This is a genomic window from Thalassobacillus hwangdonensis (genome assembly GCF_042675915.1).
Taxonomy (GTDB): Bacteria; Bacillota; Bacilli; order Bacillales; family Halobacillaceae; genus Thalassobacillus_A; species Thalassobacillus_A hwangdonensis.
Genome location: NZ_JBHTKL010000005.1, coordinates 468,513 through 491,692 on the forward strand (window position 1 = coordinate 468,513; position 23,180 = coordinate 491,692).

A 23,180-nucleotide genomic window follows, 5' to 3' on the forward strand; every position below is an offset into this window, starting at 1 on the left:
AAGAAGGAAATGCCGATATTAAAAGCGAAGATAAATAGTCCAACATAAGAGGAAAGTGGGGAAAATAATGTTTCTACATACGATTGATGAAGAATTAGCATTGAAACTGCCCGAATTGAAGGATGCGGAAAAAGTATTTGAACTGACGGATGTTTCAAGAAAATATTTAAGAGAATGGTTACCGTGGGTGGATGGCACGACTACTATAGAAGATACAAAAGGCTTTTTGGAAGGGACAAGGAAAGGATTTCTTGAAGAGCGCAGTTTAACTACACTCATCTTATATAAAGGTGAAATTGTTGGTACAGCAGGGTTCAATGAATTGAATCGTGCGAATGATACCGCCTATATTGGTTACTGGTTAGGTGAAGGATATCAGGGAAAAGGGATTATGACGAGAGTAGTCTGTGCATTGGTAGACTATGCATTTACTGAATTGGACATGAACAAAGTGGATATCCGTGCGGCGGAAGGGAATGCCAAAAGCAGAGCAATCCCTGAGCGGTTAGGATTCACCTTTGAAGGTCGTATCCGTCAGGCGGAGCGGCTGTACGGTAACTATGTCGATCACATGGTCTATGGAATATTGGAGAGCGAATGGAACCAAACTAAGGCGTAGAATCCGATGAGGAGGTGCGGAGATTGAAGGTCAGGATTGAATGGACGTATCGGACACCGAAAGGGTTGAAGACTTCCTGTTTTACAGAAGTGATGCCGGCAGGAAAAGCGATCGTGTTGGCTGAAGATATGGAACGGACAGGCAGGGCGAAAGAAGTGTCTTTCGTGGATACCCATGATTCCACGTGGACACTTAAAGAACTGAAGGCACAATTGAAGGAAATCGAAACAGAGCCTCATGATGTGAAAGTATATTTCGATGGTGGATTTGACTTGTCTACCAGAAGATCTGGACTGGGATGTGCGATCTACTTTGAACAGAATGGCAAGTCGATGCGCCTCCGGAAGAATGCATTGGTCGATGAATTGCAGACGAATAATGAAGCGGAATATGCAGCACTGCATTTGGCGATTCAGGAACTGGAAGCGATGGGAGTCCATGATATGCCTGTCACCTTTGTCGGCGATTCCCAGGTTGTCATCAATCAGATGAATGATGAGTGGCCATGTTTGGAGGAAGAGTTGTCACGATGGGCAGACCGGATTGATGAAAAGTTGGCCGATATGGGGGTCACTCCGGAGTTCGTTCATCTTTCACGGAAGGAAAATCGCGAAGCAGACCGTCTCGCTTCCCAGGCATTGAAAGGTGTAGAAGTGGAAAGTACAACCGAAGCGAAAGAGTAAGGGGAGAAAGTATGGCTACTGAAAAAGGGAAGGTCCTTCAGCAAATGAATGAAGCATTCGTTCATGGGGATTTTGATAATGTACTTGAACATGTAACTGATGACATTCAGTGGACACAAGTGGGCGGCCCTTTTGTAAAGGGAAAGGAAGCGTTCAGAGAGGCATGCAGAGAAATGGGCTGGCATGGCCCTGATACAACGTTGACCATTCACTCCATCATCACCCATGGACTGACTGCAGCCTTAGAGGGCGTAGTCGAAATGATTGATAAAAATGGTGGGAAGAAAACGTACGCCTTTTGTGATACGTATCGCTTCAACACATTCAAAAACGGAAAAATTAAAGAAATCCGCTCCTACGTCATAAGAATTAAAAAGTAAGGGATAACTTAAAGCAGTTATCCCTTACTCTTTAGTGCAAATGGGGACAGTCCCTCACCACTTTAAATCGGTGAAGTGCTGTCCCTTCTTTTACATTCTTTTCAGGTGGCGGCGATCTTTCAAGAGCGACGGGTGGATCGCCTTCCAGGCAGGTTTTATTCTTCCAAGGCTTACTCCCGCCCCATGATAATACGATTGCCAGACGATTTTCGTGCAGTACTGTTGTTCCTCCATATCATTCAGCGGCGTGAGAATGCGGTAGGCTGCTTTTGGGTGATGTTCATACAATAATGCTAGATGACGGGCTGCTTTTTCTCCTGTCTCAGGGTTGTGAGGCTTATAGATCTTGATCGCACGGAACTTGCGAAAGTATTCCAGTACCGTATCTTTTTTCAATCCTGCTGGAATCGAGTGGATGACGTTGCCGTCAGCATCGACGATTCCAACATGACCTACATATTTCGATTCGCTTTTTCCGGTCGGTGAAAAAAGCAGGTCGCCAGGTTCAATCGGTATCGGGGTATCAGGATACAATCCTGTGTTTTGTTGTTCAATATCGGAAAGCTTCACTTTTGGACGTAACAAGTAGCTTGCAATAGCAATTATTAGAACGAGAAATCCTGCTACACGTATTTTCGGCATTCGGTTCACTCCAACGGCATTGTTATGTACATCGTAATGGTAGGTATCATGCAAAATCAATTGCTAAGTACCGAGAGTGAAGTCATTCCGCTTCAGTGGTTCCAGTCATTACAAATTCTCCATCAGCTTCTTCGCGATCCGTTCGTAGTCATCACGGTCAATACCTGGTGCAAACTCTTCCGGAAGGTCATCAAGGTCAGGAATTGGAGCGCCTTCCGGTGTACCTTCGATCACTTTCAGCGGCTGGCCGGTCTCAGGATTCGTTCCTTTCCAGATTTTATTGATGTCTTTGTAATCGGTATCACTCCATGTGTAGAGGATGTTATCCAGTCCTTGTTCAATGAACGGCTTGGCATAATCGAACTTTTCATTACTCAAATCAGGCACCGGCAGCATTTTCTTCACATCCACACCTGTGGCGATTTCAATCGCCTTTGCATAGGCGAGCGCATGGGTTCCACCCCGTACAAGCAAATAACCAATCATTTCCCGTGCGGTCGGGTGATCCGTCATTTCATAGACACGCATTTTATGTGTCCGCGCACCTAATTCCAAAAAGAAGTTATGCAGCAGATCTAGAACCAGGTTTCCACTGTTGAATACGTAATCTCCTGACCAGGATTTTCCCATTGAATCACCAGGAAGTGCCGTTTGAGCAGTTGCGATGAATTGATAGGTATTCCTTTTATTCAAGCCGTTTTGCATCGGAGTAATATCAGGATCGCCTGTGAAAGTGACTCCGCGTGTCAAAAGGTTGATCGAATTGTTGACGAGTTCCACATGGCCGAATTCTTCTGCTGTAATGCTGGCAACCAGGTCATAAAAGGGTTTGAATTTTTTCTTATTCCGGAAGCCGAAGCTTTGGTACATATAGTTGTTCAACGTAGACATCTCACCGAATTTTCCGCCGAGCAATTCCTGTACGGCAGCGGCTGCATTTGCATCCCCGTGCTCAGGAATGGTCAGCGCAATCTGCATGCGATTCAGTCGTTTAAACATGTCATTCCTCCTTTCAAGCCTGTGGATGTACCCAAACAATTTGCTGGATTCGTATGAAAAATGGTGCTCCGCTTACTTCGACGACCACATGATCAGGCATGACCGTTTTCAATAGTCCTCGCAACGAACCTTGTGTGGTCTGTACAACAACTGCTGACCCTTCAATCGATTGCAGCGTCTGATACACATAAGGATCGATGACCGAATAGATGGACATATTTTGGGAATTCATCAGCTCCACTCCTTCATAGATTGTCTCTTTGATATATATGTTTGAAGAAGGAAAATAAACGTTGTCCACCCTTGTTTGCTTTACATATTGTGGTAATGTAAGACTAAGAGAATTTGTAAAAGGAGGATGAAACGATGGATCCATCTGCGATTTTTATAATGGTACTTGGTTCGCTCATTACGTGGGGATTACCGCTTGCAGTCATCATCGGCGTCATCATTCTCGTGAAAAAAATGAACCGAATCGAGAAAAAGCTCAATGAAAAGTAAAGGTACATAGACTTTGACGATGCGCACAAATAATTTGTGCGTTTTTTTATAGGGAAAATGTAAGATGCAGTTCAAAAATTACGTCTAATAAGTGAGGAAAGGGGGAGGAGCATGAACGATGATCAGTTGGAAGAGTGGTACCGCCTGTATAGTCAGGACGTATATAACTTTTTGGTTTACTACAATAAGTCAACGGACGTGGACGATCTGCTTCAGGACGTGTTCGTAAAAGCCTGGAAGCGTAAGGAAACGTTCAAATATGACTCCTCCCCAAAAACGTGGCTATTTACGATAGCACGACGTGTTTCTCTTGATTATCATCGCAAGAATAAGTGGAAACAGTGGATGACCTTTCAAAAAGAGCCGGTTGATTCCTCAGATCCAGCCAGAAGAATGATGGTGGAAGAGCGAAACACTCAATTATATAAGCAGATTAATCGATTGAAGCGGAACTATCGGGAAGTCATTCTGTTGCGAGGGGTGATGGAACTGAGTACAGAAGAGACTGCTAAGATACTGCACTGTACGCATAGTAAAGTGGACACCACATTTTATCGCGCGAAGAAAAAATTACGCCAGTACCTGGAAGCGGAAGGGAGAGATGCTTACCATGTCCTCTAATGATGGAGATGAATTCAACTTCCACAAGCTCCCGAAGTTCAGGATGGATGAGGACCAGAAACGTGCCAACCTATATAAGGTCAAGCGAAAACACTCCTCCAATACCTCTATCATACGTACACAAAAATGGTTGGCTTACCCTGTTACAGCTGTCCTATTTCTTCTATTTATCATAGCAGGCTACATTAGAAGCACTTCGGTTCAAATGGAGCAACCTGAATCACCGCTCGTAAGTCAGAAAGACCTATTATTGTTAGAAGAATATTTTGATGGTGTAACGCCGATCATTGATCCACCATTCAACGGTGTGTATGAATCATTTGATAAAGCGGTGGCGGCAGGCCTGCTTTATCAAGCGGCAACTTTTATTACGGAAGATGATCGGATTGATACGCAAACCGGGGAGGAATTCATCGAATACAAATTCAGTCGGGGACCATTGTCAAAGGAGAGGTTCCTCCAACTTCATGATGAGAAAGAAATTCAGATGAAAACCCCCTGGGTCTTCCTAGGTGCAATGGAGCAGCATGTAGAAGATGAGCGTTTGAAAGATGTAATCAATAACATCACGCAGCGTACTACTGAATATACCTATGATGATTTAGAAAATGACTATGAAGTCTATAAAGATGTGTATCAATCGATTACCGCTATGTATCTCCGTGTGCGGGAGGTAACGGATTCCGTTACTATTCTGGAAGGTGAAGGTGGAAGCTGGAGTGCGAGGCTGCAAGAGATTGATGAACAACAAAGCTACCTCGACCTTGATTATAAATCCTCTTTGGAATCCGGTGAAAATGGAGTAGGAGCAGGAACAATCACCATCGAATGGGGAGGAGAGACCATCAAAGAGAAATTCAATCCTGAATGGATCGGCCAAAGCTTTCCACATTTGCCTATCTCTATAAAACCGGAAGAAAGGGAAGAATTATCAGTGAAAATCAAATGGGAGGATGGGGAAGAAACAGTGACGCTTCTTCCTGTAACCTATTAAGCACCTTCATGACGAAGGTGCTTTATTTGCAGGGTTTTCAAAAAATGAGACGAATTCTTTAAAAGGTATCATGATCAAGTAGTTAGCGGGTGTGGTATTTTTGCTCGCCAAAATTATTTTATAGGAGGGGTCACCATCAGTTTCTTGTTCAATCTTTCAACTTTCGTGATGATCATCATTATCGTTCTCGTGCTTGTTGTTGCATTCAAGATTTTCGTCAAAAAGGAACGACCTACGAACTATTACACCCCATTCGATCATATCGCAGGCCAGACGAACAAAGAGTTTCATGAGGAAAGCGAGGTTGTGGAAGAAGAGGAAGACGATGAAAAAGGTGACGATAAAGACAAGTGAAGTTCCTCCTTCCGCATGTTCAGCCGTTTCACCCCTCCCCTAATTGGGAAAGATGAAAGGAAGAACAGTTGTGCTAGGGGGGATTTGTTTGCTGTTTAAAGGAACACATATCAAAGATCTTACAAGGGCATCAATCATAACCATCGTACTCGGGTTCATCCTTCTCGGGGCTGGTACATATCTCTTCGCCATTCTTGCGGAAGAGGTGCTGGAAAGAGAGAAGTTTGCCATCGACAAGGCATTGATGGACTTCGTGGAAACCATCAATTCACCTGGACTACAGACGGTCATGGGGTACGTGACGGAAGTCGGCTCCGTGTTATTCATATCGATCTTATCCGTTCTGCTGTTTGCGTATTTATTTTTCTTTTCAAATTTCAGTCGGTGGGTAGCGATTTTCTTCGCTGTCAATATGTTAGGTATAAGCCTTCTCACCAAAGCGCTGAAGCTGCTGTTTGAAAGGGAGAGACCTGAAGTGCTTGCACAGTATGATGGTACAGGGTTCAGTTTTCCGAGTGGACATTCGACAGGAGCCATCACGTTCTACGGATTTATCATCTATCTCATTCTGATCAGTCCTTTGAGCAAGGCATGGAAATGGACGATCAATAGTTTCCTCGGGCTGCTGGCATTTGGTATTGCAATTAGCCGGGTGTTCCTTGGGGTCCATTATATTACCGACATAGTGGCAGGATTGGCATTTGGCCTGGCTTGGCTGTTGATCTGTATCGTGGCCTTGGAATTGTTATTGTGGCGACAGCGCCGGAGAAGTATTCGAAAACAAGAAGCATAGATCTGACTCAGAAGAGCTGCTTGAGCATGCAGCTCTTCTTTTTTATGACAAATATCGACAGATTACTACTTTCTGACTACAAAAAGGCAACGAATTTCTCAATTAATTTGTCTGAATATTTTGTACAATCGAGACACACTACATCAGGAGGGATTATATGAAATGGAAACATCTAGCTGCAACATTTACATTGGGAACTAGTCTGTTGATCAGTGGGGGAAGCCTCGCTCATGCGGAAAAAGGAGTTGAAACATCAAAGGCAGATGTAAACTGGAGCCAGCAGGCATCTGAAAAAGTGCCAACGTTCGTATCAGGCAAACAGTTAGCTGGAAAGAAAGTGAATAATGGACAAGCAGTAAAAGGTTATCTCAAAGCCAATAAAGATCTCTTTAAAATCAACCCGGATACCCAGCTGAAACTGGTGGATTCTGAAACAGATGATGTTGGGATGACGCATTATACATATCAACCGGTTGTAGGTAATGTGCCCATTTCCGATTCCAAAGTGAAAGTCCACGTAAATAAAGATGGGGAAGTCACTGCTGTAAATGGTGAATTCCATCCGAATGCACCTGAAAAACTGAACCAGCAGAAGAAGCTGTCAGAAAGTCAGGCATTGGGAAATGCGTGGAATCATATCGATGTCGATCGCTCCCAAGCAGACAAAACCTCTCAATCTCTTGCGGGAGAGGCGATAGAATCATTGACTGAGAAATCGAATCTCGAAGTCTATCATGAAAATGGAACCTATCAATTGGCCTATCATGTCGAACTGCAATTCTCCCAGCCGTACCCTGCCAATTGGCAAGTATTCGTCGATGCGCAAAGCGGGGAAGTGCTGAAGGCGGTCAACAAAGTGCACGAGGCAACCGGTACAGGAGTCGGTGTGCTAGGAGATACAAAACCTGTAAACACTTATTACACCAATGGCACCTATTATCTGTATGATGTGTCGAAGCCGATGAACGGTGTCATCCAGACAGCAGATAATTATAATGGTGGCTATTATGATCTTCCTGGCTATTACATCACAGAAACGGATAACTATTTCTCTGATCAGCGCGATAAAGCAGCAGTAGATGCTCATTATTATGCCGGAGAAGTGTTCGATTATTATTATGATAACTTCGGACGGGTCAGCTATGACGATGCAGGTGCTACAATCACCTCCACTGTCCATTATGGAAACAACTACAACAATGCTGCATGGACCGGGAATCAGATGATTTACGGTGATGGCGATGGTTCTACCTTCACATCCCTTTCAGGTGCAGATGATATCGTAGCACACGAATTGACACACGCCGTGACAGACACTTCTGCAAGCCTCGTCTATGAAAATCAGTCCGGGGCACTCAACGAGTCATTCTCAGACGTGTTCGGTTATTTTGTTGATGATGAAGACTGGTTGATGGGAGAAGATGTTTATACGCCTGGAGTTGCTGGAGATGCACTGCGCAGCATGTCTAATCCGGAGCAGTACAACCAGCCTGCACACATGAATGATTATCAAAACCTGCCGAATACGGAAGAAGGAGACTGGGGCGGCGTCCACATCAACAGTGGTATCCCAAACAAAGCTGCCTACTATACGATCAACAGCATCGGCAAGTCAAAAGCGGAACAAGTCTACTACCGTGCCTTGACCGTCTACTTGACCCCGAACAGCAATTTCTCTGATGCGAGAGATGCACTAGTCCAATCTGCGAGTGATTTGTACGGTTCATCAACAGCAAATGCAGTTTCGACTGCATGGGATAACGTCGGAGTATATTAATTTTCTCGAGAAGAGGGCCTTCAGGGTCCTCTTTTTGATTTGAATAAAAAAACGAGAGGAATGATTAGAAAATGAGTGCGCTTAATCAATAAAACACTTTTATTAATCAGAAAACCTTTAGTTTTAATCAGAAAAAAAGGAAATTCAAACAGGAAACCACTAGGAAATATTGTAAACTATAAGTGGGGGTGGTGTGATGGTCACTGTACGAGCTGCCGTAAAAGAAGAAGCTGAATTCTTTTCAGAATTAGCCTTAAGCTCGAAATCTTACTGGGGGTATGATGAACAATTTATTGAAGCCTGTCGGGAAGCATTGACGGTTTCGGAAGAATATATAAATCAACATCATGTCTATGTAGCTGAAGTGGAGGGGACAAAGGTCGGCATCTTCTCATTCATCCATGAGGGAGGCTGGCAATTGGATCTTTTATATATTGATCCGGTGCACATCGGAAAGGGATATGGTCGGGAGTTATGGAACTCGCTGATTTCTATAGCGAAGTCATTGGGGATCCAGTCATTCACGATTGACAGCGACCCTCATGCGAAAGAGTTTTACGAAAAAATGGGTGCTGTTCAAATTGGTGAGACACCCTCTACAGTCTTTAAAGATAGGAATCTACCGTTGATGCAGGTGACCATCCATGCCAAATAAGAAAATACATATTGTTGGGTCAGTAGCTAGCGGGAAAACGACACTGGCGAAACAGCTATCAATAAAATTGGGAATACCATATTACGAATTGGATAACGTCGTTTGGGAGCGACTGCCGGACGGAGAGCGCAGGAGAACGGATGAAGAGAGGGATGCACATCTAAAGTCGATTCTTGAAAATGACGCTTGGATCATCGAAGGGGTGCACCATGAATGGGTTGCTGACAGTTTAGAACAAGCAGAACAGATCATCTACCTCGACACTCCGATGTATAAGCGCCGCATTCGTATTGTTACAAGGTTCATCAAGCAAAAGTTAAAGCTGGAGAAAGCCAACTACACGCCGACCTTTGAAATTTTTAGGAAAATGTTCAAGTGGAACCGTCATTTTGAAACCGTTGGAAAGCCTGCGGTATTGGAGAAACTGGCACCATATGAAAAGAAGACGCACATCGTACGCAAGTCGAACATGAAAGTCATCAATCGGAGGGATGCGTGATCAATTTTTTCATCTTATTCGGAATAGGGGCAGGAGGGCTGCTGCTGGCCATTATTGGAGCGGTTCTCGCAGTGAAGAACCGGCTGAAAGCACCACGCAAAGAAATGAATGAGCGGATGCAGCATTTAGAAAAAGAGATCGCTGCGCTGAAGGAGGATAAAAGGTGAAGATTGAAAGCATCGAAGCACAAGACATCACTTCCGTAGCTGAACTCTACTGCCGAGTGTTCTCCTCCGATGTGGAAACTGCAGAACAGAATATTTCCAAGCATGCAGGCTATCTAGGATTCAAAGGAGTGTTGGCTACCGATGAAAATGGATCAACGTTAGGCTTTGCATATGGTTACACAAGCCTCCCGGGGCAGTTTTATCGGGAAAAGCTGGTGAACCAGCTTACACAGGCACAAATAGAAGAGTGGCTCGAAGATTGTTTTGAATTTGTTGAGTTGGCTGTAAATCCTGATCATTTGAGAAAGGGAATAGCCAGTAAACTGAAAGAGCACTTATTTAAAGGGCTATCAAAACAGACTTCCGTATTGACCACTGCAACTGATAATGATGCTGCACTTCAAATGTATAAGCGAAACGGTTGGGAAGTACTTCATCCATCAGCACCAGTATTATCTGAAGCAAATCCTCAGGTCATTATGGCGAAGAAATTATAAGAGGGGTGTATGTATGTTATTTCATTACCACTTTTGGACTCCTTACGTGGAAGAAACAGAAAAGTTCTATATAGAGCAGGGTTTTACAGTGCACCAAAGAATCGGAAGGCATGAAGGAGAGTTTCAATCCTTCCATCCACCTTTGGACTGGGAAGATTTCAGGGAGAAACAGATTGCTTTCCGGATTATTGAAGTGAAAAAAGGTTCTGTCAATATTACCTTTGGTTTGGGGAAGAAACCGATGTTCGATCATATCGGCTTCCTTGTGTCTCAACAGCAGCATGATGAAATATGTACTCGTGCTGAGGAGATGGGGTGGAAAACTGATCCGGGAGAGCGAAGAACTTTCATCGGCACACCTTTTGAATTCCGCGTCGAATTGCAAACACATAGGGATGCGATTGATGAGGGAAATGCTGACTTTGCTAGGATTGACCATATGAAAATCAGTACGCCTGAATTTGGCTTGGAAGAAAAGCTGACCCAATTGCTGGGAAGGGAAGATATCAAAATAGCAAGTGTCACTGATGAGGACGTCATGCTGAAGGAAGTGACGATGTGGGGTATGAGTGAGGATAGTACCGACCCCAATGGAGTGTTGATCCTTCAGAGATAGAGTGCAGTCTATCAGAACAAAAAAAGATCTCCCTGTGATCGAGGAGATCTTATCTGCTTACTATTTTTCGTTCAACGCGCCCACCATTTTTTTAGCGACGCTTTCACTCGACATCGGATTTTGACCGGTAATCAGATTGCCATCTCTTACTGCATAGGAAGACCAGTCTTCTCCTTTGGAATAATTCGCCCCTTTGTTGCGTAATTCTGTTTCAAGCATGAACGGCATGTGCTGCTCTAATCCCATACCGATTTCTTCAGAATCAGCAAAGCCGGTGACGTTTTTTCCTTTTACAATCGGTGTACCATCTTCATACCTTGCATACACAAGTCCGCTTGGTCCGTGACATACAGATCCGATTACATTGCCTTGCTCTGCATGTTGCTGAAGCACGTACTGAAGGGTCTCATTATCTGGGAAATCGAACATGGTTCCATGTCCTCCAGGTAAGAAAATTCCATCGAAGCCTTCAGCATCCTCTTTGGAAAGTTTAGCTGTATTTTTCAGTTCTTCCTGAGCCTTTGCCCATTCTTGAACTTCTTCATCTGGAATACTGTTCGGATCCAATGGCACTTCGCCGCCTTCAATGCTTGTTACTTTCACTTCAAAACCTTCATCTTTGAAAGCTTTGTAAGGAACGGCATACTCTTCAAGCCAAAGACCTGTCTGTTGTTCTTCTGTAAGTTTTGTATGGTTGGTTACTACCATCAATACTCGTTTGTTACTCATGTTGTCGGCCTCCTTTAATTGAATCCTGATTCGGTCTTTTTTGACCGTGTCCCATTTGTAACATGGAATCGTTGTTTGCCTCAAACCGTTTGCTTAAGAAAAAAACGAAGCGGAGGAATGTGTGTGGTATTGGTATTGATGTTTTATATTCTTGTTACATGTGTGTTCAGTGGCAGTTTTGGATATCTCGGGTACATTGCATTCAAGAATTTTCTTGCAGGACTTGTTATCACAATCATGGTTGGGTTTGCCATTCCGTTTGTAATGATGCTTGTGAAAGCCTATATTGGTAGTTTGCTTGGTGTAGGGTTGTACATTTTATTAGTAAAACTCAATCGGAAACTTGCATATTAAAAAGAGCGCTTTGCGGAAGCGCTCTTCTTATCTGAAGAAAATTTCGTTGATTAATATATATGCTCCTACCAGGAACATGCCGATGGTACCTGGTCATATCGGCGGGAATTTCGGTAAGTCATCCCCATGTTTATCGGTTTGACCAGACGCATCTTTGGAACTGCCTCATAAACCTGTCTTACATTTTTTATTCTCGTCCATAAAATCACCTCATTATACCTTATATGGTATATCGGTGAGTTCTTTTTGTCAAAAGAGTCATTCATGCGCCTCTTCCGTTGGCCGGTAGCCACGCTTCAACTCTCCTACTCTCAACCCGAAATCCATTTGAAGATGCGGATAATCTTTGAATCCAGGCCAGTCTCCGCCCCATTCAAATCCAAGGTCCTTAGCAATAGCGACCACTTCCATCCAGTCAGACTCCCCGTTATCATTGCCGTCATGCTCCAGGTCCCAGATGACGTTTCCATCATCAAGTCGCAGTGCGAAATCAATCGCAAGCCCATAGTTATGGTAAGAGCCACCGCCTTTTACATTGGTGACGATGTTGCCACCTGTGCTTCTTCCTCTTTCGTAAAGACGATTTTGTTCTTCCACAGAACGAAACCCATCAGTAATGATGATGTCGATTCCTTTTTCAGCGCTTTTGCTGATTAATTCTTCTTTCTTTCCATCGACAACTGGATGGAGTTCGTTAGGTAGTGGTGCATCTTCCTTCAACTCTATTTCATCATTGGGATATGTGATGTCATCAATTGGTAAAAAGTAGAGGATACTGATTACAGCGAGAGCGAAAATAAGCAGACTGATTATGTTTTTGATCAATGATGTGTGCTCTCCTCTCTTACATAATCTATTTATTTACAATTCTATCAAAAATTCTACAAACAGGCTTGATTTGATGCTCGGAAGTTGTGGTGGGATAGCTTCATGATTACACTGGTGGATGGTAGGGAAAGAATGTAGAAAACGGATATAGGAGAGGAAAGCTGTTATGATACCTAGAGCATTGACGATTGCTGGATCTGCCTCACAGGGGAGTGCAGGCATCCAGGCCGATTTGAAAACATTTCAGGAACGCGACGTATATGGCATGAGCGCGATAACAGCCATCGTCGCAAACAATAGTATTACAGAGCAGGGGATTTTCACTCACCCGCTTGAATCAATCGAGGCGCAAGTGTATGCGAGTCTTGAGCATGTCGGGGTAGATGCGGTTAAAACCGGAATGTTGTTCACGATGGAAATCATCAAGCGTGTAACAGCAATGCTCAAGGAAGCAGAGGTAGAAAAACTTGTCGTCGATCCGGTCATGATTGGAAAAATGGGATCGCAATTGCTTCGTGATGAGGCGATTGAATCGATGAGAGAGGACTTGATTCCTTTAGCGACAATCATCACACCCAACCTTATGGAAGCGAGCCGGATCCTGGAACTTGATGACATCCTTACTGTCGATGGAATGAAATGGGCAGCGGAACAACTTCACAAATTAGGTCCTTCCTATGTGCTAGTGAAAGGTGGAGCGTTAGAGGAAGATGCGGTGGATGTCTTATATGATGGTGAAACGTTCACAGAATTCAAGGCGGACCGAATCGATACCATCCATACAAGTGGAGCGGGCTGCACCTATGCTGCTGCTATTACTGCTGAGCTTGCAAAAGGAAAGTCTGTTGAAGAATCAGTGGCAATTGGAAAAGACTTTGTTACTGCTGCGATTAAGCATGCCGTTTCATTCGAGCGGGGAATTGGATCGACTTATCAGGCAGCTTACCGTAAAAATAAAGAGTAATGGCCAGTCAGATCAGCCATTACTCTATTTGTGTTACGCTTTTTTAATACTGGGTTGGATGGGGATGTAAATGTCCATCTGTTTATTTTCTGTACCATAACACCTTTCATCATATAACTCGAAATCCAAAGTTCCACGATGCTCATAGCTTGATTGTGGGAACCATTCGGTGAAAATGTAATTCCAAGTAGATTGAATGGTAGAAGGGAAGGACTCCTCATCTGCTTCCGGGGTGGTGAAGACCGCATAATCCAATTCCGGAAAACTCTTATAGACCATACCTTCAGGTGTATCTGTGCCTTCTTTCACTTCCATTCCGATGACATATACAAATTCACCGGTTTCCGGGGAGAAATCTGTACACACACCCAACTCCACATTTTTGTTCAAAGGTTTAGGAATGTTCAACCCTAGCTGATTGTTGATGTACTGCTGCCAGAACTCAGGGATGTCCTGGTTGTTTTGTCCATCCTGATTTTTTGTCTTCAGACCATAGCCGATAAGGTGGAAAGCAGGTTTCGTAATCATTTTCGGTTCCATTGTAAACCCTCCTGATTCTAGATTTGCAGGTAGGTAGGCTTTGCCTCGCAGTGGACCACTAAGTTGTTGTGCGTTTCGGTAGCTTTTAGGTGAAACCCCATAGTATTTCTTGAACGCTCTGTTGAAGGATTCGTGGTATTGAAATCCAACGTCAAATGCAATATCGATCACTTTATCATTCGAGTAAAAGAGCCGCTCTGCTGCCTGAGTAATTCTTCTTTTCCTTACATAATCCATTACGGATTCCCCAACCATGGCTTGAAAAACCCTGTGGAAATGAAAAGGCGAGAATTGAGCTACTTCAGCCAGTTGCTCTAAAGTGAGAGGTTCTTGCAGGTTTTCCTCAATATAATCAAGCGTTCGTTTAATACAGTGCACATATTCCATTGTTGCGTCCACCTACCTTATCTTTACAATAGCAGTAATCAGCAGAGGGTTCTTAACCATTTTTGCTACTTTAAATGTAACTTACATACCTAATAATAATCTAGATTTATCGGAAACTCTTATGTTTCTATATCTAAAAGGAATTGACAGATAATAAAGGATAGGCGATAGTGAATCCAGGGGGACTCGTTTCTCCTTTTACAATTGAATATGCCTTATGGTGGCTTCATTCTTAATGAAGCTGAAAAGGGAAGTTGGTGAAAATCCAACGCGGTCCCGCCACTGTAAAGAGAAGGTACATAAATATACCACTGTAGATATACGGGAAGGGTTATGTGCTGATGATTCTGAGCCAGGAGACCTGCCATAGGGAAGGGCATGAATTCCTACGGGAGATAGGAGGGTGTTACGTGAAACTTCATTGTACAAAATCGATGGTGATCCCTTGAATAGAATGATTTTTTTCTGATGCATCTTCTTAACGAAGGTGTTTTTTTTATTTTACAAGGAAAGGATTCGATTTAAATGAAGCCATTGACAGTAAGTCATTCAAAAATGAAACAAACAAGACTGGTATTACCACCAGATACGAATCATCTGGATACGATTTTCGGAGGGAAGGTGTTGGCCTACATCGATGAAATTGCTGCTTTGACTGCGATGAAACACTCCAATAGTGTGGTAGTCACAGCGTCTATTGACTCTGTAGATTTTCTTTCCTCAGCAAAAGTAGGCGATGCATTGACTTTGGAAGCTTTTGTCACTAGGACAGGTCGCACTTCCATGGAGGTCTATGTAAAAGTGCATGCGGATGATCTACTGCAAGGGAAGAAAGTGGTCACAACAGAGTCTTTCTTGACGATGGTCGCTGTGGATGAACTAGGGAAACCAAAACCTGTACCTTCTATCATTCCTGAAACAGATGAAGAAAAGAGGTTGTATGATACAGCTCCTTCTAGAAAAATGCATAGGCAAAAGCGCCCGGCGCTAAAGTGAATAGTAAGAACAAAAGCCTCGTCATTTGACGAGGCTTTCAACTTTAACCTTTAAATGCATTTGTCAGTGGTGGTACGATTTGTTTCTTACGGGAAACGACACCCTCAAGAACAGCTACATCATCCTGAAGCGTCGTATTGAACGCTTCTTCTACTTTCTCTGTGTTTTTACCTAGTGCCAAGACAGTGGAATCGTTTTTCAAAATGTCTGTGATTGCAAGTACGAAAAGGTTCAGACCTTTGTCGTCGATTTTGGAAGTCATGGCATCTTTAAGTTCTTCTTTCCGTGCAAGAACTTCTTCTGTATCGACAACGTTCACCTGCGCGATTTCCACTTTTGCATCGCCCATCGGGAACTCTTTCGCATCAAGGGAAATAAGGTCAGCCGCGGAAGTGTCTTTCGTATTGGCACCCGCTTTAAGCATGTCCAACCCATATGCATCAAGATCAACGCCTGCAATCTCGCTAAGTTCTTTTGCTGTATCGATATCCTCCTGTGTACATGTCGGAGATTTAAGCAGCAGTGTATCGGAAATGATACAGGAAAGCATTAAGCCTGCGATGGACTTTTCGATTTCCACACCATTTTCTTTGTACATTTTTCTTAGAATCGTAGCGGTACATCCGACCGGCTCGACGCGGAAGTAAAGCGGCTCTGCAGATTCAAAGTTTGAGATGCGGTGGTGATCGACAACCTCCACAATGCGGACATCTTTCAAGTCATCCACACTTTGCTGTGGTTCGTTATGGTCAACAAGTGCAACCTCATTTACTTCGTTTGAAACTGTCTCTACTTGGCGTGGTGCTTCTACACCGAAGTAATCCAACGCGAATTTTGTTTCTTCGTTGACTGTACCAAGGCGGACAGCTTCAAAATCTTCTCCAAGTTTCTTTTTCAAGTCTGCATACACAAGTGCAGAACAAACCGTATCTGTATCTGGGCTCTTATGACCGAATACTAGTCTTTTTTCCATGAACGATTCTCCTTTTTTATGAACTCATCTTGAGTTTAATGATTTTACCGGTGAATTTCAATCATTGTAAGTCTTTTTGCAACGGATATCTCCAATCTCTCTTCAGTGGGCTAAATGCTTTATGAGCGAAATTTTGAATTTGTGGGCGAAACCAGGGGTTTTGTGAGCGGAAATCCGAATTTATGAGCGAAAATCTGAATATATGGGCGGAAATCCAAAAATGTGAGCGAAAACAGATTTTAGCCTCCTATTAAACTAGCCCGAAGTACTTTTTTCAAAAAACCACTTGAATTAATATACTTAATATTGCATAATAATTCATAACATTCACATCAAAGGGGAGATTCGCATGGAGAAGCAGAAAGTTGTTTTGGCATATTCCGGAGGGTTGGATACCTCCGTTGCAGTTAAATGGCTTCAGGAAAAGTATGAGTACGATGTCATTGCGGTAGCGCTGGATGTAGGGGAAGGGAAAGACCTTGATTTTGTTAAACAAAAAGCGCTCGATGTCGGGGCCATCAAGTCCTATGTCGTAGATGCGCAGGAGGCATTTGCAGATGAATTCCTACTGCCTGCCTTGCAGTCCAATCTATTATACGAAGGAAAGTACCCACTAGTTTCTGCTCTCTCCCGACCTTTAATTGCAAAAGTGCTGGTGGAGATTGCCCAACAGGAAGGTGCGGTTGCTGTCGCTCATGGTTGTACGGGGAAAGGTAATGACCAAGTGAGATTCGATGTAGCCATTACGGCATTGAACCCGGAGCTTCAGATCGTAGCACCTGTCCGCGAATGGGCGATGTCGAGGGAAGAGGAGATTGAATACGCCAAGCAGCATAACATTCCAATTCCGATTGACGTCGATAATCCGTACAGCATCGACCAGAACATGTGGGGAAGAAGTAACGAGTGTGGAATTCTGGAGGATCCTTGGCAGGAGGCACCTGCGGATGCATACGAACTTACCGCCGATCCGATGGATGCACCCGACGAACCGGAAGTAGTGGAAATCGAATTCGCAAAGGGCAAGCCTACAGCGCTGAACGGAGAAGCGCTGGCTTTCGACCACCTCATCTTAAAGTTGAACAAGATAGCAGGGAAGCATGGAGTTGGAAGAATCGACCACGTTGAAAATCGTCTCGTCGGGATCAAATCACGTGAAATTTATGAATGCCCTGCAGCGGTTACATTAATTGCTGCTCATCAGGAATTGGAGGCACTTACGTTACCTCGTGAAGTAGCACAGTTCAAGCCGCTCGTCGAACAGAAATTTTCGCAGGTAGTGTATGAAGGGTTATGGTATTCACCTTTGACAAAAGCATTGCAGGCGTTCATCGCACAGACACAGGAGCATGTCTCGGGGGTGGTGAAAGTGAAGCTTTATAAAGGAAATGCCCAGGTGATCGGTCGCCAATCAGCTCAATCGCTCTATGACTTCGATTTGGCAACGTATAAAAAAGAGGATGCGTTTGATCACGAAGCAGCACTTGGTTTTATCAAGCTCTGGGGACTTCCGACGAAAGTTCATGCTTCCGTAAATAAAGAGGAGCAGGCTGGCTCAGCTATGCAGAAGGTGAAGGTAGATGTGAAGGAAGCGATCAAAGTATGAAGCTTTGGGGAGGAAGATTCACGAAGGAAACGAATGCCCTGATGGAAGAATATACTGCCTCCATCGGGTTCGATCATAAGCTTGCCTCTTATGATATTGAAGGAAGTATTGCTCATGTCACGATGCTCGGCGAGTGTGGTATCCTGACCGATCATGAAGCTGACGAAATCGTGGAAGGATTGAATAAGGTCCAACAAAAAATTCTTGCTGGAGAGGTGACCTGGAATGTCTCCCATGAAGACATCCATATGAACATTGAAAGCTTGCTTAAAGAAGAAATCGGTCCGTTGAGCGGAAAGCTTCACACAGGTAGAAGCAGAAATGACCAGGTAGCGCTTGATATGCGGATGTATGCAAGAGATCAAGTCGCTGATTTAGTTGATGGCCTCGTTCACGTCCAACAAGCGTTGATCAACCAGGCAATTCAAAATACCAAAGTCGTATTTCCGGGGTACACGCATCTGCAACGTGCACAGCCGATCCTTTTTTCTCACCATATGCTCGCCTATGTCGCCATGCTCCAAAGGGATATCGAACGGCTTCAGGATAGCTGGAAGCGTATCAATCAACTACCTCTTGGAGCCGGTGCGCTTGCTGGAACTACGTTTCCGATCGACAGAGACAGAGTAGCAGAGCTGCTTGGGTTTGAGGGACTTTGTGAAAATAGCCTCGATGCAGTCAGTGATCGTGATTTTGTAGTTGAATTTTTATCGAATGGCTCGCTGATCATTACGCACCTTTCTCGACTGTGTGAAGAACTCGTCTTATGGTCGAGCCAGGAGTTTCAATTCATTGAGCTGGATGATGCATTCACTACCGGCAGCAGTATGATGCCTCAAAAGAAGAATCCAGATGTAGCAGAGTTAGTGCGGGGGAAAACAGGTCGTGTGTACGGCAACCTTATCGGAATGCTCACCACCTTGAAAGCACTTCCGCTCGCATACAATAAAGATATGCAGGAAGATAAAGAGGGGATGTTTGATACCGCTGAAACCCTTTCTGGCGCTTTGGCGTTATTTGCTCCAATGATTGAGACGATGGAAGTCAAGGAAGGTGTAATGCGCCAGGCGGTGACAGAGGACTTCTCAAACGCTACCGATCTTGCTGATTATCTAGTAGGAAAAGGGGTGCCATTCAGGGAAGCTCATGCAATCGTTGGTGAAACGGTACTCTATTGTATTGAAAAAGGGTTTTACCTGCTGGACCTGTCCCTGCAGGAATTCAGGAAGTTTTCTGAAGCTGTCGATGACGACGTGTATCACCTTCTGGCACCTGAGCAGGTGGTTGAAGCCAGGAATGTACAAGGGGGTACCGCATACGCTCAGGTAATGCAGCAGCTTTTTGACGCTGAGAAAAAGATTCAAGCCAGTATCCAATGGTTGCAACAAAAACAATCGAAATAAAAAATGCAGGGAGTCGGCCTCCCTGCATTTTTATGCAAAATTGGATTGAAGCTGCTGATAACGATGGAACCAGGGCTGTGCTTGTTCGATTTGGGAAGCAAGCTGGTATAAAAGTGCATCCTCTCCGAGCCTTCCTGTAAATTGCACCCCGACCGGCACATTGTCTGCAGTCCAACATAGCGGCATGCTCATCGCTGGCTGTCCCGTCATATTGGCGATTGGAGTAAAGCTGCAATAATCAGTGAAGTTATACATCATGTCAATCTTCGGTTCGTGTTTTTGTGCAAGTTCTCCATGTGCGACAGGGAGACGGTTCAGCACTGGTGTAACTAGAATATCGTACTTTTGGTGGAAAGCATGGAACTTTTTCGCTTCAAATTCAGACAGCACTTTTGCCTCTTCATAATCGGTAGCAGAAAATTGCTGACCTTCCAGGAATACTCGGTGGGTCAAGGTTTCCAAATTGTCCTCACCAGGATGAACACCCTGCATAGCTGCCATATGTTTGATAACGACAGATCCGCCAACCATCCAGATTTTTACGAAATAATCTGCCATTGCATCAAAATCAAAGGAAGGTGAGGCGATTTCCACCTCATGACCAAGCTCCTCCAATAATTTTGCAGTATGTTTGATGGAGGCGTGAATTTCCTCTGGTACCTTTACACGGCCGTCCCAATCTGGTGTGATGCCGATCTTCAACTTACCAGGGGTTCGCTCAGCAGCTGCCGTCATGCTTTCGCTTTGTGGGAGGGATGGGTAGATTTCACCAAAGCCCTTTCCTCTGACGATATCCAAAAGTGCTGCACTGTCACGTACCGATCTTGTCAGTGCATGATTCACCCCGTAGTTATTCATATATGGAGAGTAGGGAACTTGTCCGCGAGATGGTTTGAACCCGAAGACACCACAGCTGGAAGCCGGGATGCGGATCGAACCTCCACCATCACTTCCATGAGCGAACGGAATCATTCCAGCTGCTACGGCAGCACCTGCGCCGCCACTGGAACCGCCTGGAGAAAGGTCTTGATTCCATGGGTTTTTGGCAATTCCGAGAAAACTGGATTCGGTAGTCGGCAGAAAACCGAATTCAGGTGTATTTGTTTTTCCTAAAAAGTTGAGACCTGCACTCCGATATCTTTGGACGAATCCATCATCCTGGGGGGAGATATGTCCACGCATCATCTTGGAGCCGGAAGTGGTCGGATGACCTTTGACTGCATTCAGGTCTTTGATCAGAAAAGGCATTCCAGAAAAAGTGGAGGTTTCATTGATACCTTTTTCCGCATATTCCAACGCTTCATCGAACATCGTATGTACCACTGCATTCAACTTAGGATTCCAGCGCTCGATCTGTTTGATATAGTGAGTAGTCAGTTCAGCTTGGGAGATTTTCTTTGCATCAACCAGTTCCTTTTGTGCAATTCCGTCAATCTGATTCAGTTCCCGTTGCAACGTATCCATACTTCCACTCCTTTGATATAGAAAAAAGCTGGATATTTATAATCCAGCTTTTTCGTTATTATTGTTTTCAATTCGATCATATTTGTCAACTTGACGCTCCAAGTCCACGTCCCAACGGTTCTCTGGATGTTCCAGACATTCCGTCGTGCAGGCTGCGTGGTGTTCTTTCTCACACTCTTCACAGCATACATATTGACGGTTACAGATTGGGTTGCTGCAGTTGATCATGCGATCTTCTTGTTTTCCGCAGTGCTCGCATTCGGCGATGACAACATCCTCTTCTGTACGGTTGACAGGTACGGAAATACGTCCGTCGAACACATACATTTTCCCATCAAACAGACGACCTTGTACTTCTGGATCCTTGGAATACGTCGTGATTCCGCCTTCCAGCTGATACACGTCTTCGACTCCGTTCTTCATGAGAATTCCTGTCAGCTTTTCACAGCGGATTCCGCCAGTACAGTAGGTAAGGACTTTCTTATCCTTCCATTTGTCAGCGTTCTCTGCAATCCACTCAGGGAATTCACGGGATGTTTCTACGTCAGGCTTAATCGCATTGCGGAAGTGACCGATACGGTACTCATATTCATTTCGTCCATCAATCACGATGGTATCCTCATCTTGCAACATTTCGTAGAATTCTTTTGGCTTCAAGTGTTTACCGCCGAAGGTTTTCGGATCGATATCATCGTCTTCGAGGCTCCAGTTCACCAATTCAGGTTTCGGGCGGCAGTGCATTTTACGGAAAGTATGACCTTCCACTTCATCTATTTTAAAATGCATTCCAGCAAAACGTTCATCCGCGTGCATGTCCTTCATGTACGTTTCAGTCTGTTCTACTGTACCGGAAACGGTTCCGTTGATTCCTTCCGGCGCAACAATGATTCTACCTTTAAGCCCCAGCTCTTTACAGTAAGCCAAGTGTTCTTGTGCGAAAGTTTCATGATCAGGCAAATCGACATATTTATAATAAAGTAATACACGATAGTCTTTGTTACTCATCGATAAACCTCCTGTTTCACATATATAAATGGGCACACATAAATGTCCACCCTTAATCATACCTATATTTAGAAGAAAATTCAAGTATCATTCGTTCCAATCTCAACTGATTATATCATACCCCCTCACGTGTGTGATATACCGATTGCAAAGCAATTTTCAGCAGGAAATCAAAGATTTTCCACATCAGAGATTGGATAGGCAGGAGGGTTTTACATGAACGTACTGGTTACTGGTGGTGCGGGGTTCATAGGCTTCCATACGGTGCAGGCGTTATTGACAAGAGGTGCACAGGTTACGGTGATCGATCGCGTTAAGGAAAGCGAGAGAGGAGAGTTGCCTTCGTCAGTGAAAGTATTGGAGGCGGATATTCTCGAAGATGATTTGTATGACAAACTTTGCGGGGAATCTTTCTCTGCCATGATTCATTTAGCTGCCCAAACGGAAAGGGAAGTAGCGGAGGATGACCCTGAAAAAGAAATTGAAGAGAGCATCAGCGGAACCATCCAGATGTTGACACTTGCTCATAAACTGAACATAAAACGATTTGTCTATGCTTCCTCAGTAAATGTGTATGGGAATAAAAAAGATTTGCCGGTGATGGAAAATGTTCAATTATCTCCTTTTACTGCGCAAGCCATCTCCACTATGACGTCTGAACATTTCACTAAGTACTTCTGCCAGCTATGGGGATTGGAGTACTCGATTTTACGGTACGCCAATGTGTATGGTCCTGGCGGGAAAGGTGTGATCAACCAGTTCATCGATCAGCTTTTCGAAAGCCAGGCACCGATCATTTATGGGGATGGTGCACAGACAAGGGACTTCATCCATGTGGAAGATGTTGCACGAGCGAATGTGGCAGCGCTGGATTCACCAAGCGGAATCTTCAATATCAGTACGAATATCGAAACGGATATCAATACGATTTATGCAATGGTAGCCACCCACTTTGGCAAAACGATCCACCCGGTTTATGCAAAAGCGCGGGAGGAAGACGTGGACAGAGCCTTCTATGAAAATGCTAGAGCAGAGGAGTATTTAGGATGGGAGCCGTTTTTTACCGTCAAAGAAGGAATTGAACAAACGATCGATTACTTTCGATCCTAAAGAAAGACCAGCCTGCACGGTTGC

General features: G+C 44.2%; 29 protein-coding genes and 1 riboswitch. Of the genes, 20 read left to right on the forward strand and 9 right to left on the reverse strand.

The window, feature by feature from the left end; genetic code table 11:
- Positions 1-67 precede the first annotated feature (67 nt).
- From ACFQ2J_RS11830 to ACFQ2J_RS11840, 3 genes are read left to right on the forward strand one after another with little or no spacing between them, the layout of a single operon-like run.
- Positions 68-619, forward strand: a complete 552-nt coding sequence (locus ACFQ2J_RS11830) for a GNAT family N-acetyltransferase (RefSeq protein WP_386060472.1) — start codon at positions 68-70, stop codon at positions 617-619.
- A gap of 23 nt (positions 620-642) precedes the next feature.
- On the forward strand, positions 643-1,302 hold the full coding sequence (locus ACFQ2J_RS11835) for a reverse transcriptase-like protein (protein ID WP_386060474.1): 660 nt from the start codon (positions 643-645) through the stop codon (positions 1,300-1,302).
- An 11-nt stretch (positions 1,303-1,313) separates the two neighbouring features.
- Positions 1,314-1,682, forward strand: a complete 369-nt coding sequence (locus ACFQ2J_RS11840; protein WP_386060476.1) for a nuclear transport factor 2 family protein — start codon at positions 1,314-1,316, stop codon at positions 1,680-1,682.
- Between the two features lie 90 nt (positions 1,683-1,772).
- Here ACFQ2J_RS11840 and ACFQ2J_RS11845 read toward each other — a convergent pair whose 3' ends face one another.
- From ACFQ2J_RS11845 to ACFQ2J_RS11855, 3 genes are all read right to left on the reverse strand, one after another.
- Positions 1,773-2,324 carry a hypothetical protein gene (locus ACFQ2J_RS11845; RefSeq protein ID WP_386060479.1) on the reverse strand — a complete coding sequence of 184 codons (552 nt, stop codon included), beginning with the start codon at positions 2,322-2,324 and terminating at the stop codon, positions 1,773-1,775.
- 108 nt (positions 2,325-2,432) lie between these two features.
- Entirely contained in the window at positions 2,433-3,323 is an 891-nt protein-coding gene (locus tag ACFQ2J_RS11850) for a manganese catalase family protein (RefSeq protein WP_386060482.1), read from the reverse strand.
- 13 nt (positions 3,324-3,336) lie between these two features.
- Entirely contained in the window at positions 3,337-3,555 is a 219-nt protein-coding gene (locus tag ACFQ2J_RS11855) for a YuzF family protein (RefSeq protein WP_386060485.1), read from the reverse strand.
- A 134-nt stretch (positions 3,556-3,689) separates the two neighbouring features.
- Between ACFQ2J_RS11855 and ACFQ2J_RS11860 the strand changes: the two genes are divergently transcribed.
- From ACFQ2J_RS11860 to ACFQ2J_RS11910, 11 genes are all read left to right on the forward strand, one after another.
- Complete coding sequence (locus ACFQ2J_RS11860) at positions 3,690-3,824, forward strand: hypothetical protein (protein ID WP_386060488.1); 135 nt, start codon at positions 3,690-3,692, stop codon at positions 3,822-3,824.
- Between the two features lie 111 nt (positions 3,825-3,935).
- Entirely contained in the window at positions 3,936-4,445 is a 510-nt protein-coding gene (locus ACFQ2J_RS11865) for an RNA polymerase sigma factor (protein ID WP_386060491.1), read from the forward strand.
- Positions 4,435-5,439 (forward strand): hypothetical protein, encoded by a 1,005-nt coding sequence (locus ACFQ2J_RS11870; RefSeq protein ID WP_386060493.1) that lies wholly within the window; start codon positions 4,435-4,437, stop codon positions 5,437-5,439. Before ACFQ2J_RS11865 ends, ACFQ2J_RS11870 begins: the two co-directional genes overlap by 11 nt.
- 144 nt (positions 5,440-5,583) lie before the next feature.
- On the forward strand, positions 5,584-5,793 hold the full coding sequence (locus ACFQ2J_RS11875; RefSeq protein WP_386060496.1) for a DUF3951 domain-containing protein: 210 nt from the start codon (positions 5,584-5,586) through the stop codon (positions 5,791-5,793).
- Between the two features lie 88 nt (positions 5,794-5,881).
- Positions 5,882-6,586, forward strand: a complete 705-nt coding sequence (locus tag ACFQ2J_RS11880) for a phosphatase PAP2 family protein (RefSeq protein ID WP_386060499.1) — start codon at positions 5,882-5,884, stop codon at positions 6,584-6,586.
- 157 nt (positions 6,587-6,743) lie between these two features.
- Positions 6,744-8,363, forward strand: coding sequence for a M4 family metallopeptidase (locus ACFQ2J_RS11885; RefSeq protein ID WP_386060502.1), 1,620 nt, complete (start codon positions 6,744-6,746; stop codon positions 8,361-8,363).
- Between the two features lie 196 nt (positions 8,364-8,559).
- Entirely contained in the window at positions 8,560-9,018 is a 459-nt protein-coding gene (locus tag ACFQ2J_RS11890) for a GNAT family N-acetyltransferase (RefSeq protein ID WP_386060505.1), read from the forward strand.
- Positions 9,008-9,517, forward strand: a complete 510-nt coding sequence (locus ACFQ2J_RS11895) for an AAA family ATPase (protein ID WP_386060508.1) — start codon at positions 9,008-9,010, stop codon at positions 9,515-9,517. Before ACFQ2J_RS11890 ends, ACFQ2J_RS11895 begins: the two co-directional genes overlap by 11 nt.
- Positions 9,514-9,684: a hypothetical protein gene (locus tag ACFQ2J_RS11900; RefSeq protein ID WP_386060510.1), complete on the forward strand. Its 171-nt coding sequence runs from the start codon at positions 9,514-9,516 to the stop codon at positions 9,682-9,684. Before ACFQ2J_RS11895 ends, ACFQ2J_RS11900 begins: the two co-directional genes overlap by 4 nt.
- A complete protein-coding gene (locus ACFQ2J_RS11905) occupies positions 9,681-10,181 on the forward strand; it encodes a GNAT family N-acetyltransferase (protein ID WP_386060513.1) in 501 nt (166 codons plus the stop codon). Before ACFQ2J_RS11900 ends, ACFQ2J_RS11905 begins: the two co-directional genes overlap by 4 nt.
- Before the next feature lie 13 nt (positions 10,182-10,194).
- A complete protein-coding gene (locus ACFQ2J_RS11910) occupies positions 10,195-10,797 on the forward strand; it encodes a hypothetical protein (protein ID WP_386060516.1) in 603 nt (200 codons plus the stop codon).
- Between the two features lie 60 nt (positions 10,798-10,857).
- On the opposite strand, the gene ACFQ2J_RS11915 is transcribed toward ACFQ2J_RS11910, so the two are convergent.
- Positions 10,858-11,526, reverse strand: coding sequence for a type 1 glutamine amidotransferase domain-containing protein (locus ACFQ2J_RS11915; protein ID WP_386060519.1), 669 nt, complete (start codon positions 11,524-11,526; stop codon positions 10,858-10,860).
- A gap of 123 nt (positions 11,527-11,649) precedes the next feature.
- On the opposite strand from ACFQ2J_RS11915, the gene ACFQ2J_RS11920 reads away from it, so the two are divergent.
- Positions 11,650-11,880: a hypothetical protein gene (locus tag ACFQ2J_RS11920; RefSeq protein ID WP_386060522.1), complete on the forward strand. Its 231-nt coding sequence runs from the start codon at positions 11,650-11,652 to the stop codon at positions 11,878-11,880.
- A gap of 258 nt (positions 11,881-12,138) precedes the next feature.
- On the opposite strand, the gene ACFQ2J_RS11925 is transcribed toward ACFQ2J_RS11920, so the two are convergent.
- On the reverse strand, positions 12,139-12,705 hold the full coding sequence (locus ACFQ2J_RS11925) for a M15 family metallopeptidase (protein ID WP_386060525.1): 567 nt from the start codon (positions 12,703-12,705) through the stop codon (positions 12,139-12,141).
- A 169-nt stretch (positions 12,706-12,874) separates the two neighbouring features.
- On the opposite strand from ACFQ2J_RS11925, the gene thiD reads away from it, so the two are divergent.
- Positions 12,875-13,672 carry a bifunctional hydroxymethylpyrimidine kinase/phosphomethylpyrimidine kinase gene (gene thiD, locus ACFQ2J_RS11930; protein ID WP_386060528.1) on the forward strand — a complete coding sequence of 266 codons (798 nt, stop codon included), beginning with the start codon at positions 12,875-12,877 and terminating at the stop codon, positions 13,670-13,672.
- Positions 13,673-13,705: 33 nt separating this feature from the next.
- Here the strand turns inward: thiD and ACFQ2J_RS11935 are convergent, their stop codons facing one another.
- Entirely contained in the window at positions 13,706-14,599 is an 894-nt protein-coding gene (locus ACFQ2J_RS11935; protein ID WP_386060531.1) for an AraC family transcriptional regulator, read from the reverse strand.
- 201 nt (positions 14,600-14,800) lie between these two features.
- Positions 14,801-14,982, forward strand: a riboswitch (cobalamin riboswitch).
- A gap of 142 nt (positions 14,983-15,124) precedes the next feature.
- On the opposite strand from ACFQ2J_RS11935, the gene ACFQ2J_RS11940 reads away from it, so the two are divergent.
- On the forward strand, positions 15,125-15,595 hold the full coding sequence (locus ACFQ2J_RS11940; protein WP_386060534.1) for an acyl-CoA thioesterase: 471 nt from the start codon (positions 15,125-15,127) through the stop codon (positions 15,593-15,595).
- A 43-nt stretch (positions 15,596-15,638) separates the two neighbouring features.
- Here the strand turns inward: ACFQ2J_RS11940 and ACFQ2J_RS11945 are convergent, their stop codons facing one another.
- Complete coding sequence (locus ACFQ2J_RS11945) at positions 15,639-16,568, reverse strand: manganese-dependent inorganic pyrophosphatase (protein ID WP_386060537.1); 930 nt, start codon at positions 16,566-16,568, stop codon at positions 15,639-15,641.
- Positions 16,569-16,917: 349 nt separating this feature from the next.
- Here ACFQ2J_RS11945 and ACFQ2J_RS11950 point away from each other — a divergent pair, with 349 nt between their 5' ends.
- Both ACFQ2J_RS11950 and argH read left to right on the forward strand, forming a co-directional pair.
- Entirely contained in the window at positions 16,918-18,174 is a 1,257-nt protein-coding gene (locus ACFQ2J_RS11950) for an argininosuccinate synthase (protein WP_386060540.1), read from the forward strand.
- Positions 18,171-19,577, forward strand: coding sequence for an argininosuccinate lyase (gene argH, locus ACFQ2J_RS11955; protein WP_386060543.1), 1,407 nt, complete (start codon positions 18,171-18,173; stop codon positions 19,575-19,577). The genes ACFQ2J_RS11950 and argH overlap by 4 nt, the downstream gene beginning before the upstream one ends.
- 30 nt (positions 19,578-19,607) lie before the next feature.
- On the opposite strand, the gene ACFQ2J_RS11960 is transcribed toward argH, so the two are convergent.
- Together ACFQ2J_RS11960 and trhO are read right to left on the reverse strand one after the other, a co-directional pair.
- On the reverse strand, positions 19,608-21,041 hold the full coding sequence (locus ACFQ2J_RS11960; protein WP_386060546.1) for an amidase: 1,434 nt from the start codon (positions 21,039-21,041) through the stop codon (positions 19,608-19,610).
- Between the two features lie 36 nt (positions 21,042-21,077).
- Positions 21,078-22,046 carry an oxygen-dependent tRNA uridine(34) hydroxylase TrhO gene (trhO, locus tag ACFQ2J_RS11965; protein WP_386060549.1) on the reverse strand — a complete coding sequence of 323 codons (969 nt, stop codon included), beginning with the start codon at positions 22,044-22,046 and terminating at the stop codon, positions 21,078-21,080.
- Between the two features lie 216 nt (positions 22,047-22,262).
- On the opposite strand from trhO, the gene ACFQ2J_RS11970 reads away from it, so the two are divergent.
- Positions 22,263-23,156 (forward strand): NAD-dependent epimerase/dehydratase family protein, encoded by an 894-nt coding sequence (locus tag ACFQ2J_RS11970; protein WP_386060552.1) that lies wholly within the window; start codon positions 22,263-22,265, stop codon positions 23,154-23,156.
- Positions 23,157-23,180 lie beyond the last annotated feature (24 nt).